General features: G+C 67.1%; 11 protein-coding genes and 1 tRNA gene. 10 read left to right on the top strand and 2 right to left on the bottom strand.

Annotation, left to right across the window (positions count from 1 at the left end):
• Window positions 1-14 precede the first annotated feature (14 nt).
• On the top strand, window positions 15-431 hold the full coding sequence (locus tag AC3IX6_RS14630; protein WP_489370520.1) for a hypothetical protein: 417 nt from the start codon (window positions 15-17) through the stop codon (window positions 429-431).
• A 15-nt stretch (window positions 432-446) separates the two neighbouring features.
• Here AC3IX6_RS14630 and AC3IX6_RS14625 read toward each other — a convergent pair whose 3' ends face one another.
• Window positions 447-1,466, bottom strand: coding sequence for an adenosine deaminase (locus AC3IX6_RS14625; RefSeq protein ID WP_489370519.1), 1,020 nt, complete (start codon window positions 1,464-1,466; stop codon window positions 447-449).
• Window positions 1,467-1,741: 275 nt separating this feature from the next.
• Window positions 1,742-2,968, bottom strand: a complete 1,227-nt coding sequence (locus AC3IX6_RS14620; RefSeq protein WP_266905489.1) for a pyridoxal phosphate-dependent aminotransferase — start codon at window positions 2,966-2,968, stop codon at window positions 1,742-1,744.
• Window positions 2,969-3,159: 191 nt separating this feature from the next.
• Between AC3IX6_RS14620 and AC3IX6_RS14615 the strand changes: the two genes are divergently transcribed.
• The 9 genes from AC3IX6_RS14615 to rpoB all read left to right on the top strand — a co-directional run bounded on the left by AC3IX6_RS14615 (window position 3,160) and on the right by rpoB (window position 12,627).
• Window positions 3,160-3,232, top strand: a tRNA-Trp gene (locus AC3IX6_RS14615).
• 107 nt (window positions 3,233-3,339) lie between these two features.
• Window positions 3,340-3,621: a preprotein translocase subunit SecE gene (gene secE, locus AC3IX6_RS14610; RefSeq protein WP_030298162.1), complete on the top strand. Its 282-nt coding sequence runs from the start codon at window positions 3,340-3,342 to the stop codon at window positions 3,619-3,621.
• Window positions 3,622-3,705: 84 nt separating this feature from the next.
• Window positions 3,706-4,671 carry a transcription termination/antitermination protein NusG gene (nusG, locus tag AC3IX6_RS14605; RefSeq protein WP_489370518.1) on the top strand — a complete coding sequence of 322 codons (966 nt, stop codon included), beginning with the start codon at window positions 3,706-3,708 and terminating at the stop codon, window positions 4,669-4,671.
• Window positions 4,672-4,841: 170 nt separating this feature from the next.
• A complete protein-coding gene (gene rplK, locus AC3IX6_RS14600) occupies window positions 4,842-5,276 on the top strand; it encodes a 50S ribosomal protein L11 (protein ID WP_266905484.1) in 435 nt (144 codons plus the stop codon).
• 86 nt (window positions 5,277-5,362) lie between these two features.
• Window positions 5,363-6,091: a 50S ribosomal protein L1 gene (gene rplA / locus AC3IX6_RS14595; protein WP_327254470.1), complete on the top strand. Its 729-nt coding sequence runs from the start codon at window positions 5,363-5,365 to the stop codon at window positions 6,089-6,091.
• Between the two features lie 228 nt (window positions 6,092-6,319).
• The gene (locus AC3IX6_RS14590; RefSeq protein ID WP_489370517.1) at window positions 6,320-7,255 is read left to right on the top strand and encodes an SCO4651 family lipoprotein; all 936 of its coding nucleotides are present in this window, start codon (window positions 6,320-6,322) and stop codon (window positions 7,253-7,255) included.
• 276 nt (window positions 7,256-7,531) lie between these two features.
• A complete protein-coding gene (gene rplJ, locus AC3IX6_RS14585; RefSeq protein WP_215023401.1) occupies window positions 7,532-8,062 on the top strand; it encodes a 50S ribosomal protein L10 in 531 nt (176 codons plus the stop codon).
• 110 nt (window positions 8,063-8,172) lie between these two features.
• Entirely contained in the window at window positions 8,173-8,556 is a 384-nt protein-coding gene (rplL, locus tag AC3IX6_RS14580) for a 50S ribosomal protein L7/L12 (RefSeq protein ID WP_489370516.1), read from the top strand.
• 588 nt (window positions 8,557-9,144) lie between these two features.
• The gene (gene rpoB, locus AC3IX6_RS14575; protein WP_243333342.1) at window positions 9,145-12,627 is read left to right on the top strand and encodes a DNA-directed RNA polymerase subunit beta; all 3,483 of its coding nucleotides are present in this window, start codon (window positions 9,145-9,147) and stop codon (window positions 12,625-12,627) included.
• Window positions 12,628-12,642: the final 15 nt, after the last annotated feature.

Raw genomic sequence — 12,642 nt, 5'->3', positions numbered from 1 at the left:
GTCCCGGCCCGCCCATGCTCTGTCCCCTGCACGGGGCCGGTACGGACCCCACCCGGCTGGTGGGACGCACGATCAGAAGGGTCGTCGCGTCCTGGCACATCAGCGACGGCGAACGCTCCGAGGCGCCCCTCGACGTCTGGCTCCTCGACAGCGACGGGGAGTCCACCCGGATCACCACCGGGTCCGACGCCTGCCTCATCGTGGAGTCCGAGTCGCCGCACGAGCCCTACGACATGGGGGAGTGGGGTCGCATCGAGGTCGGCGAGGACCTCGGAGACCACCCCTTCCTGCGCCACCTCGGCGACACCGTGGAATCGGTCGCGGAGTTCGCCCTGCCCGCGCAGGGGCGCACCCACCTGGAGATCGGCTTCCCGGACGGCGCGCGGGTGCGGGCCGACTGCCACGAGGGCGACCTGCGGCTCACGCGCTGAGGCACCGCCGGGGCCTTACGTCGTGATCCAGTGGTCGATCCCGGCCAGCAGCTTGTCCTGTACGTCGGAGGGCGCGGCGCTGCCGCGCACCGACTGGCGGGCCAGCTCGGCGAGCTCCGCGTCCGTGAAGGCGTGGTGCCGGCGGGCGATCTCGTACTGGGCCGCGAGCCGGGACCCGAAGAGCAGCGGATCGTCGGCGCCGAGGGCCATCGGGACCCCGGCCTCGAAGAGGGTGCGCAGCGGGACGTCCTCGTGGCGTTCGTAGACCCCGAGCGCAACGTTGGACGCGGGGCAGACCTCGCAGGTGATCTGGCGGTCGGCGAGCCGTTTGAGCAGGCGGGGGTCCTCGGCGGCCCGTACGCCGTGCCCGATGCGGGCGGCGTGCAGATCGTCGAGGCAGTCGCGGACGGAGGACGGGCCGGTGAGCTCGCCGCCGTGCGGGGCCGCGAGGAGTCCGCCCTCACGGGCGATGGCGAAGGCCCGGTCGAAGTCGCGGGCCATGCCGCGGCGCTCGTCGTTGGAGAGGCCGAAACCGACGATGCCGCGGTCGGCGTAGCGGACGGCGAGCCGGGCCAGGGTGCGGGCGTCGAGGGGGTGCTTCATGCGGTTGGCCGCGATGACGACCCGCATGCCGAGTCCGGTCTCGCGGGAGGCGGCGTCCACGGCGTCGAGGATGATCTCGACGGCCGGGATCATCCCGCCGAGGAGGGGGGCGTAGGAGGTGGGATCCACCTGGATCTCCAGCCAGCCGCTGCCGTCGCGCACGTCCTCCTCCGCGGCCTCGCGGACCAGGCGGCGGATGTCGTCGGGCTCGCGCAGGCAGGAGCGGGCGGCGTCGTAGAGCCGCTGGAAGCGGAACCAGCCGCGTTCGTCCGTGGCGCGGAGCTTCGGCGGCTCGCCGGAGGTGAGGGCGTCCGGGAGGCGGACGCCGTACTTGTCGGCGAGCTCCAGCAGGGTCGACGGGCGCATCGAGCCGGTGAAGTGCAGGTGGAGGTGGGCTTTCGGCAGAAGCGTGAGATCGCGTACGTGCTCCATCCGGTGATCCTGCCGCACATTCACCTCGGCCTGCAGCCCGATTCCCTGAACGGGGGCTTGCCCGAACGTAAATCCTGGGGTCGGGGGCGCCGGGGTGCCGCTGCGCGGGCTGTCCCCTACCCGCCCTTCGCCCGTTCTCCGGGGCTCCACCCCGGACCCCGCTCCTCAAACGCCGGAGGGGCTGGATACGGCTGGAGCCGGCCGGTGAACGCCTGAGCGGCGGCTCCCCCGGAGGGGAACCGCCGCTCAGGCGTGGCTACGGAGCCGCCGGAGGCTCAGGCCTTGGCCTCCGCGAGGAGCTTCTGGATGCGGGAGACGCCCTCGACCAGGTCCTCGTCGCCCAGGGCGTAGGAGAGGCGGAGGTAGCCGGGGGTGCCGAAGGCCTCGCCCGGGACGACCGCGACCTCGGCCTCGTCCAGGATCAGGGCCGCGAGCTCGACGGAGGTCTGCGGGCGCTTGCCGCGGATCTCCTTGCCGAGGACGTCCTTGACCGCCGGGTAGACGTAGAAGGCGCCCTCGGGGGTCGGGCAGAAGACGCCGTCGATCTCGTTCAGCATCCGCACCATCGTCTGGCGGCGGCGGTCGAAAGCGGTGCGCATCTCGTGGACGGCGTCCAGGTTGCCGGAGACGGCGGCCAGCGCCGCGACCTGGGCCACGTTGGAGACGTTGGAGGTGGCGTGCGACTGGAGGTTGGTCGCGGCCTTGACCACGTCCTTCGGGCCGATGACCCAGCCCACGCGCCAGCCCGTCATGGCGTACGTCTTGGCGACGCCGTTGACGATGATGCACTTGTCGGCCAGCTCGGGAACGATCGCCGGGAGGGAGACGAACTTCGCGTCGCCGTAGACCAGGTGCTCGTAGATCTCGTCGGTCAGGACCCACAGGCCCTTCTCGACGGCCCAGCGGCCGATCGCCTCGGCGTCGGCCTCGGTGTAGACGGCGCCGGTCGGGTTCGACGGGGAGACGAAGAGGACGACCTTCGTGCGCTCGGTGCGGGCCGCTTCGAGCTGCTCGACGGAGACCCGGTAACCGGTGGTCTCGTCGGCGACGACCTCGACCGGGACACCGCCGGCGAGACGGATCGACTCCGGGTACGTGGTCCAGTACGGCGCCGGGACGATGACCTCGTCACCCGGGTCCAGGATGGCCGCGAACGCCTCGTAGATCGCCTGCTTGCCGCCGTTGGTCACCAGCACCTGCGACGCGTCGACCTCGTAGCCGGAGTCGCGCAGCGTCTTCGCGGCGATGGCGGCCTTCAGCTCGGGCAGACCGCCGGCCGGCGTGTAGCGGTGGTACTTGGGGTTGCGGCAGGCCTCGACCGCGGCGTCGACGATGTAGTCCGGGGTGGGGAAGTCGGGCTCGCCCGCTCCGAAACCGATCACCGGACGCCCGGCGGCCTTGAGGGCCTTGGCCTTGGCGTCGACGGCGAGGGTGGCGGATTCGGAGATGGCACCGATACGGGCGGATACGCGGCGCTCGGCGGAAGGCGTTTCAGAGGTCATGCGGCCAATCGTCCCAGACGGGAAACGAGCGCCGCACTCCGTTTCAGTTACCGGACGGCCGCTCTCCGGACGGTGCTGTTCGACGTCAGGGCCCGGACCACGTACACTCAACCGTCGTTGGCCCAAGTCAACCGCTGCAGAGCGTGAGCACACCGTGCACTCGTCTGGATGCGGTAGGTTGGGGCACGCAAAGGGTCGTAGCTCAATTGGTAGAGCACTGGTCTCCAAAACCAGCGGTTGGGGGTTCGAGTCCCTCCGGCCCTGCTCCACACTCCTTCTCGGACGTGTGTGCGCAGGTACGTACTTAGATGCAGTGCCGTGCGGCGCAACCGGGCGCGGCTACGGCCACGACCCGGATTCAGGTGAGAGACGTGACGGACGCCCTGGGCTCCATCGACATGCCTGACGCCGAGGATGACACTCGCGAGAAGAAGGCCCGCAAGGGCGGCAAGCGCGGTAAGAAGGGCCCTCTGGGTCGTCTCGCGCTGTTCTACCGCCAGATCGTCGCGGAACTCCGCAAGGTTGTATGGCCCACTCGCAACCAGCTGACGACGTACACCACTGTGGTGATTGTCTTCGTCGTCATCATGATCGGTCTGGTGACCGTGATTGACTATGGGTTCCAGGAAGCCATCAAGTTCGTCTTCGGCTGATCCCCGCGGAGGGCGGCGCCTTGATGGGTGCCGCCCGTTTTCGCATGTTCGACCACCTTTTGTATCCAGGAAGAAGCAGCCACCGTGTCTGACCCGAACCTGAACGTGAGCCCCGACTCCGTCGAGTCCGTCGAGGACGAGCTCGACATCGTCGAGGCTGCAGACGCTGTGGACCCCGACGAGGCCGAGCTCGCCGACGCCGAGGCGGGTGTCGCCGCCGAAGAGGCCGCGCTGCACGTCGAGGGTGAGGTCGACGCCGAAGCCGAGGACGACGCGGAGGCCGAAGAGGCCGACGACGAGTCCGATGACGAGGACGACGCCGACGAAGAGGTCTCCGACGAGGCCTCCGACGAAGACGAGTCCTCCGAGGAAGACGAGGCTGAGGACGACGCGGAGGCCGTAGAGGCCGCCGACGCCGAGCCCGCCGAGCCCGTCGACCCCATCCAGGCCCTGCGCGAAGAGCTGCGCCTCCTGCCCGGCGAGTGGTACGTCATCCACACCTACGCCGGCTACGAGAAGCGCGTGAAGGCCAACCTGGAGCAGCGCGCCGTCTCGCTCAACGTCGAGGACTTCATCTACCAGGCCGAGGTGCCCGAGGAAGAGATCGTCCAGATCAAGAACGGCGAGCGCAAGAACGTCCGGCAGAACAAGCTGCCCGGTTACGTTCTCGTCCGCATGGATCTGACGAACGAGTCCTGGGGCGTCGTCCGCAACACCCCGGGCGTCACCGGCTTCGTGGGCAACGCGTACGACCCGTACCCGCTGACCCTGGACGAGATCGTCAAGATGCTCGCTCCGGAGCTGCAGGAGAAGGCCGCCAAGCTGGCAGCGGAAGAGGCCGGTCTGCCGGCGCCCGCCGTCAAGCGCGCCATCGAGGTCCTGGACTTCGAGGTCGGCGACTCGGTCACCGTCACCGACGGCCCGTTCGCGACGCTGCAGGCGACCATCAACGAGATCAACCCGGACTCGAAGAAGGTCAAGGGTCTCGTCGAGATCTTCGGCCGCGAGACCCCGGTCGAGCTCAGCTTCGACCAGATCCAGAAGAACTGATCCACAGCCTTCTGGCACACGCTTCCGGACAGGTCAGATTGCCCCCTTGCGGGCGGTCTGACCTGCTCGGTTTTCAGCCTCGCACCGATACCCGTTATCGTGGTGCGGTATGCCTCCATCCGGATGACCGGATTGGCGGCGAAAACTCTCACTAGGACCCGGAGAGAGCAATGCCTCCCAAGAAGAAGAAGATCACGGGGCTTATCAAGCTCCAGATCAAGGCCGGTGCGGCCAACCCGGCTCCGCCGGTCGGCCCCGCGCTCGGTCAGCACGGCGTCAACATCATGGAGTTCTGCAAGGCCTACAACGCCGCGACCGAGTCGCAGCGCGGCATGGTCGTGCCGGTGGAGATCACGGTCTACGACGACCGCTCCTTCACCTTCATCACCAAGACGCCGCCGGCCGCGCGCCTCATCCTGAAGGCCGCAGGCATCGAGAAGGGCTCCGGCGAGCCGCACAAGACCAAGGTCGCCAAGCTTTCCGGCGCCCAGGTCCGCGAGATCGCCGAGCTGAAGATGCCCGACCTGAACGCCAACGACGTCGACGCCGCGATGAAGATCATCGCCGGCACCGCGCGTTCGATGGGCGTCACGGTCGAAGGCTGATTCAGCCACCCCCCAGCACCACAGTGGTAGGGCCAAGCGCTGGTCCGCACCACGACTCCATGCCTGATCACAACACAGGAGCAGAAGTGAAGCGCAGCAAGACTCTCCGCGCTGCGGACGCCAAGGTCGACCGGGAGAAGCTCTACGCCCCGCTCGAGGCCGTCCGTGTCGCCAAGGAGACCTCCGCGACCAAGTTCGACAGCACCGTCGAGGTCGCCTTCCGCCTGGGTGTAGACCCGCGCAAGGCCGACCAGATGGTCCGCGGCACCGTGAACCTCCCGCACGGCACCGGCAAGACTGCCCGGGTCCTGGTCTTCGCGACCGGTGACCGTGCTGCGGCCGCGGAAGCCGCCGGCGCCGACATTGTCGGCGACGACGAGCTCATCAACGAGATCGCCAAGGGCAACCGCCTCAACGAGTTCGACGCCGTTGTCGCCACGCCGGACCTCATGGGCAAGGTCGGCCGCCTCGGCCGCGTGCTCGGTCCCCGTGGCCTGATGCCGAACCCGAAGACCGGCACCGTCACGATGGACGTCGCGAAGGCTGTCACCGAGATCAAGGGTGGCAAGATCGAGTTCCGCGTCGACAAGCACTCGAACCTGCACTTCATCATCGGCAAGGTCTCCTTCTCCGATGAGCAGCTGGTCGAGAACTACGGTGCGGCCCTCGACGAGATCCTTCGTCTGAAGCCGTCCGCCGCGAAGGGCCGCTACATCAAGAAGGCCGCCCTCAGCACCACGATGGGTCCCGGCATCCTGCTGGACTCCAACCGCACCCGGAACCTCCTCGTCGAGGAAGACCCGGCCGCGGTCTGATCAGCCCCGAGCCCTCGGGCTCTGAGCCTCACGGCTCGCTGAACGGTCGAATCCGGGCCCTTCGCCCCCTCCAAGGGGCGGGGGGCCCGGATTTTTTTGTCCGTGGACGTCCCCGGCGCGCGCCCTAACCTGCTCGACAGGCGATCCACACGTGGTTCACAGTGAACTGCCTGCGATGTGCAGGCAGTTTGCGATCGTTCCGCAGAGCGGTAACCAAGGGGTGGGGAAATGAAGAAGAAGTCCGTATGGACGCGTGCCGGTGTCTCGCTGGCAGCGGTCACGGTGATGGCCGGCGTCGCGGGATGTCAGGACGGCGCCACGAAGGCCGCGGACGAGCCCGCGGCCCAGTCTCCGGCCGCGGTGAAGCAGAGCCCCGCGGAGGCCATCCAGGCCGCCTACAAGAAGACGGCGGCGGCGAAGTCGGCCAAGGTCCGCATGACGATGTCGCTGCCGGCGGACAGCAAGGCCGGTGGCGGCACGGTGGAGCTTTCCGGGGTCCAGGGGTGGGACCCGGCCGTCATGGACATCACCATGAAGGGCTCGATGTTCAAGGAGCTCGCCGGCGCCGGGGGCGGGGAGATCCCCGACGCCATCCGCATGGTGGTCGTGAACAACGTCATGTACATGGACATGGGCACCGCGAACGCCGCCCAGCTGGACGGCAAGCGCTGGATGAAGCTGGACCTGAACGCCGCCGCGGAGGCCGGGGGAGCGGGCCCCGCCGGTCTCGGCGGCCTGGGCAACATGAACCAGGACCCGGCACAGCAGATCGCGCTGCTGCTCGACTCGAAGAACCTCAAGCACGTCGGTACCGAGCAGGTCGAGGGCGTGGCCGCGGAGCGCTACCAGGGCACGCTGAGCTTCGAGGAGATGCTCGCCGCCAACGAGTCCTCCAAGCTGCTCTCCGAGGCCGACCGCGCGGCGCTGGTCGAGAACGTCAAGAAGGCCGGCCTCAAGGGCTACGACACGAGCCTGTGGGTCAACAAGGAGGGCTACCCGGTCCGCATGAGCGTCTCCATGGAGATGACCGGCGGAAAGATCGACATGGACGCCTACTACTCGGACTACGGCTCGGCGGCCACCGTGCAGACCCCGGCCGACAGCGAGAGCTTCGACCTCTTCGGGATGCTCAAGGAGATGGGCGGGGCGGGCGCGGGTGCCTGACCCCGGCGGGCCGTCGTCGGCCCCGGGCTGACCGATTTGCCTGACCGGCGAACGTTCACGTACTCTTCCGGAGAAGCCAAAGACCGCTGGTCGTTGCCGTGCCCGCAAGGGGGCGGTGGCCGAAGGATCCGCTAACTGCGGACGTCCTGCGCAGGTGTTCAAGGAAAGTTCCCGGACTCGTTCCGGTTGAGCTACGCCCTGGCGCCTGCGCCGGGGCGTTTCGTGTTTATGCCCCTTCTGAGCGGTCCTCATCACCCGGAAGGAGGCCGACGCACTATGCCGACGCCCAACAAGGCTGCCGCGGTAGCCGAGCTCACGGACCAGTTCCGCGACTCGAACGCCGCCGTGCTGACCGAGTACCGGGGTCTCACCGTCGCGCAGCTCAAGACGCTGCGTCGCTCTCTCGGTGAGAACGCCCAGTACGCCGTGGTGAAGAACACGCTGACCAAGATTGCGGCCAACCAGGCCGGGATCACCGCGCTGGACGAGCACTTCGCTGGTCCCACCGCGGTCGCCTTCATCACCGGTGACCCGGTGGAGTCGGCGAAGAGCCTGCGTGACTTCGCCAAGGAAAACCCGAACCTCATCATCAAGGCGGGTGTCCTTGATGGTAAGGCGCTCACCGCCGATGAGATCAAGAAGCTTGCGGACCTCGAGTCCCGCGAGGTTCTGCTCAGCAAGCTGGCCGGCGCGTTCAAGGGCAAGCAGTCTCAGGCTGCCTCGCTCTTCCAGGCGCTGCCGTCGAAGTTCGTCCGCACTGCGGAAGCGCTTCGCGTCAAGCTCGCCGAGCAGGGCGGTGCCGAGTAATTCGGCTCGCGCACTGATCCGCGCCGCCTAGTGCGCGGGTCAAAGCGGGCCGTTACGCCCGCCTCTATATACATCCGGCACCTGCCGATTTAGTGGAAGGATCGCCCATCATGGCGAAGCTCTCTCAGGAAGACCTGCTCGCTCAGTTCGAGGAGCTCACCCTCATCGAGCTCTCCGAGTTCGTGAAGGCGTTCGAGGAGAAGTTCGACGTCACCGCCGCTGCGGCCGTCGCGGTTGCCGGCCCCGCCGGTGGCGGCGCCGCTGTTGAGGCCGTCGAGGAGCAGGACGAGTTCGACGTCATCCTCACCGCCGCCGGTGACAAGAAGATCCAGGTCATCAAGGTCGTCCGCGAGCTGACCTCCCTCGGCCTGAAGGAGGCCAAGGACCTCGTCGACGGCGCTCCGAAGCCCGTCCTCGAGAAGGTCGCCAAGGAGGCCGCTGACAAGGCCGCCGAGACCCTCAAGGCCGCCGGCGCGTCCGTCGAGGTCAAGTAACACCTCTGAGGCCTCTCTGAGGCCTCAACCAAGGGCGATCACCCGTAAGGGTGGTCGCCCTTTGGCGTACCCGGAGTGCCTGATTTGCCCCCGTCTCGTTGGGGAGTAGGGTGATCTTCGTTGCTCTGCGGCAGGGTCCTTCGATGATCCGCTCGGAGCAGGGGGCCTTGACGAACGGGACGCGGCGCGCAATTCTCAGATCCGTCGCGAGATCGGCAGACTCGATCCGAGATCCGAGGCATGGATCGCGCCCGTATCGGGCATGGATCGACTACGAAGAGGGCAGTACTGTTACGCGCTCTGTATGCGAGAGCCGAACCGTTGGACGCAGTTGAAACGACATGGGGAAGGCCTGTTGCCGGTTTCCGGAAACCTGGTCTGGACATCAGTGAGCCTAGTGGCTACACTGACCCTTTGCGCTGCCTGTTAGCTGCCCCCTGCCCGTCGCCAGGGGCATGCCCACGCATGAGCACACTTGATTGAACGGCCCTGAGCTGGTCCTTTTGACCAGATGGGGGGCGCTTGTCTTCTGTGTCAGCTGGGACCGGTACGCGCGTAGTGAGTCCGAGCCCTCGGAAGGACCCCCTCTTGGCCGCCTCGCGCAACGCCTCGACCAATACGAACAACGGTGCCAGCACCGCCCCGCTGCGCATCTCCTTTGCAAAGATCAAGGAGCCCCTCGAGGTTCCGAACCTCCTGGCGCTGCAGACCGAGAGCTTTGACTGGCTGCTCGGCAACGCCGCCTGGAAGTCTCGCGTCGAGTCGGCGCTTGAGAGCGGACAGGACGTTCCCACCAAGTCCGGTCTGGAAGAGATCTTCGAGGAGATCTCGCCGATCGAGGACTTCTCCGGGTCGATGTCGCTGACGTTCCGCGACCACCGTTTCGAGCCGGCGAAGAACTCGGTCGACGAGTGCAAGGACCGCGACTTCACGTACGCGGCGCCGCTTTTCGTCACTGCCGAGTTCACGAACAACGAGACCGGAGAGATCAAGTCTCAGACGGTCTTCATGGGCGATTTCCCGCTCATGACCAACAAGGGCACCTTCGTCATCAACGGCACCGAGCGTGTCGTCGTGTCGCAGCTCGTCCGTTCCCCCGGTGTCTACTTCGACTCCTCCATCGACAAGACGTCCGACAAGGACATCTTCGCCGCCAAGATCATCCCTTCCCGGGGTGCCTGGCTCGAGATGGAGATCGACAAGCGCGACATGGTCGGTGTTCGCATCGACCGCAAGCGCAAGCAGTCCGTCACCGTCCTCCTGAAGGCTCTCGGCTGGACCACCGAGCAGATCCTCGAGGAGTTCGGCGAGTACGAGTCCATGCGCGCCACCCTGGAGAAGGACCACACCCAGGGCCAGGACGACGCGCTGCTCGACATCTACCGCAAGCTGCGTCCCGGCGAACCGCCGACCCGCGAAGCCGCTCAGACGCTGCTCGAGAACCTCTACTTCAACCCGAAGCGCTACGACCTCGCGAAGGTCGGCCGCTACAAGGTGAACAAGAAGCTCGGCGCCGATGAGCCGCTGGACGCCGGCGTGCTCACCACCGACGACGTCATCGCGACCATCAAGTACCTGGTCAAGCTGCACGCCGGTGAGACCGAGACCGTCGGTGAGTCGGGTCGTTCGATCGTCGTCGAGACCGACGACATCGACCACTTCGGCAACCGTCGTCTGCGCAACGTCGGCGAGCTCATCCAGAACCAGGTCCGTACGGGTCTGGCTCGTATGGAGCGCGTCGTCCGCGAGCGGATGACGACCCAGGACGTCGAGGCGATCACGCCGCAGACCCTGATCAACATCCGGCCGGTCGTCGCCTCCATCAAGGAGTTCTTCGGCACCAGCCAGCTGTCGCAGTTCATGGACCAGAACAACCCGCTGTCGGGTCTCACCCACAAGCGCCGTCTGTCGGCGCTTGGCCCGGGTGGTCTGTCCCGTGAGCGGGCCGGCTTCGAGGTCCGAGACGTCCACCCGTCGCACTACGGCCGCATGTGCCCGATCGAGACCCCTGAAGGCCCGAACATCGGTCTGATCGGCTCGCTCGCGTCCTACGGCCGCGTCAACGCGTTCGGTTTCGTCGAGACCCCGTACCGCAAGGTCATCGAGGGTGTCGTCACCGACGAGGTCGACTACCTGACGGCCGACGAGGAAGACCGCTTCGTCATCGCCCAGGCCAACGCCGGCCTGTCCGACGACATGCGCTTCACGGAGAACCGCGTACTGGTTCGCCGTCGTGGCGGCGAGATCGACTACATCGCCGGCGACGACGTCGACTACATGGACGTCTCCCCGCGCCAGATGGTGTCCGTCGCGACCGCGATGATCCCCTTCCTGGAGCACGACGACGCCAACCGTGCCCTCATGGGCGCGAACATGATGCGCCAGGCCGTTCCGCTCATCAAGGCGGAGGCGCCGCTCGTCGGCACCGGCATGGAGTACCGCTGTGCGGTCGACGCCGGTGACTCGATCCGTGCGGAGAAGGACGGTGTCGTCCAGGAGGTCTCGGCCGACTACATCACCGTCGCCAACGACGACGGCACGTACACCACGTACCGCGTCGCCAAGTTCTCCCGCTCGAACCAGGGCACCTCGGTCAACCAGAAGGTCATCGTCAACGAGGGTGACCGGATCATCGAGTCCCAGGTCCTCGCCGACGGTCCTGCGACCGAAGAGGGCGAAATGGCCCTCGGCAAGAACCTGCTCGTCGCGTTCATGCCCTGGGAAGGTCACAACTACGAGGACGCGATCATCCTGTCGCAGCGCCTCGTACAGGACGACGTCCTCTCCTCGATTCACATCGAGGAGCACGAGGTCGACGCCCGTGACACCAAGCTGGGCCCCGAGGAGATCACCCGGGACATCCCGAACGTCTCCGAGGAGGTCCTCGCGGACCTCGACGAGCGCGGCATCATCCGCATCGGTGCGGACGTCGTCGCCGGCGACATCCTGGTCGGCAAGGTCACGCCCAAGGGCGAGACCGAGCTGACCCCGGAAGAGCGCCTGCTCCGCGCGATCTTCGGTGAGAAGGCCCGCGAGGTGCGTGACACCTCGCTCAAGGTCCCTCACGGTGAGATCGGCAAGGTCATCGGTGTCCGCGTCTTCGACCGCGAGGAGGGCGACGAGCTTCCCCCGGGCGTGAACCAGCTGGTCCGCGTCTACGTCGCCCAGAAGCGCAAGATCACCGACGGTGACAAGCTCGCCGGCCGCCACGGCAACAAGGGTGTCATCTCCAAGATCCTTCCGATCGAGGACATGCCCTTCCTTGAGGACGGCACGCCGGTCGACATCATCCTGAACCCGCTGGGTGTCCCGTCCCGAATGAACCCGGGACAGGTCCTGGAGATCCACCTCGGCTGGCTCGCCAGCCGCGGCTGGGACGTCTCCGGCCTCGCGGAGGAGTGGGCCGAGCGGCTGAAGGTCATCGGCGCCGACCGCGTCGAGCCCGGCACCAACGTCGCCACCCCGGTGTTCGACGGTGCCCGCGAGGACGAGATCTCCGGCCTCTTCGAGCACACCATCCCGAACCGCGACGGTGACCGCCTGGTCCTCCCGTCCGGCAAGGCGCGTCTGTTCGACGGCCGCTCCGGCGAGCCGTTCCCGGAGCCGGTCTCGGTCGGCTACATGTACATCCTGAAGCTCCACCACCTGGTCGACGACAAGCTCCACGCTCGGTCGACCGGTCCGTACTCGATGATCACGCAGCAGCCGCTGGGTGGTAAGGCGCAGTTCGGTGGCCAGCGCTTCGGTGAGATGGAGGTGTGGGCGCTTGAGGCTTATGGCGCCGCTTACGCCCTCCAGGAGCTCCTGACCATCAAGTCCGATGACGTGACCGGCCGCGTGAAGGTCTACGAGGCCATCGTCAAGGGCGAGAACATCCCCGAGCCGGGCATTCCCGAGTCCTTCAAGGTGCTCATCAAGGAAATGCAGTCGCTCTGCCTCAACGTGGAGGTGCTGTCCTCGGACGGCATGTCCATCGAGATGCGCGACACCGACGAGGACGTCTTCCGCGCGGCGGAGGAGCTCGGTATCGACCTGTCCCGGCGTGAGCCGAGCAGCGTCGAAGAGGTCTGACGGGCCTGACGGGGG

It is taken from the genome of Streptomyces sp. GL_141 (assembly GCF_057834385.1).
Note: the sequence above shows the minus strand (reverse complement) of the source record. Positions and strands in the feature narration are given on the sequence as shown.

Bases quoted from the DNA above. Each gene is read 5' to 3' on its own strand.
- rplJ (WP_215023401.1), top strand. From the start codon at position 7,532: ATGCCGACGCCCAACAAGGCTGCCGCGGTAGCCGAGCTCACGGACCAG.
- AC3IX6_RS14625 (WP_489370519.1), bottom strand. From the start codon at position 1,466: ATGGAGCACGTACGCGATCTCACGCTTCTGCCGAAAGCCCACCTCCAC.
- rplL (WP_489370516.1), top strand. From the start codon at position 8,173: ATGGCGAAGCTCTCTCAGGAAGACCTGCTCGCTCAGTTCGAGGAGCTC.
- AC3IX6_RS14630 (WP_489370520.1), top strand. From the start codon at position 15: ATGCTCTGTCCCCTGCACGGGGCCGGTACGGACCCCACCCGGCTGGTG.
- rplK (WP_266905484.1), top strand. From the start codon at position 4,842: ATGCCTCCCAAGAAGAAGAAGATCACGGGGCTTATCAAGCTCCAGATC.
- AC3IX6_RS14620 (WP_266905489.1), bottom strand. From the start codon at position 2,968: ATGACCTCTGAAACGCCTTCCGCCGAGCGCCGCGTATCCGCCCGTATC.
- AC3IX6_RS14590 (WP_489370517.1), top strand. From the start codon at position 6,320: ATGAAGAAGAAGTCCGTATGGACGCGTGCCGGTGTCTCGCTGGCAGCG.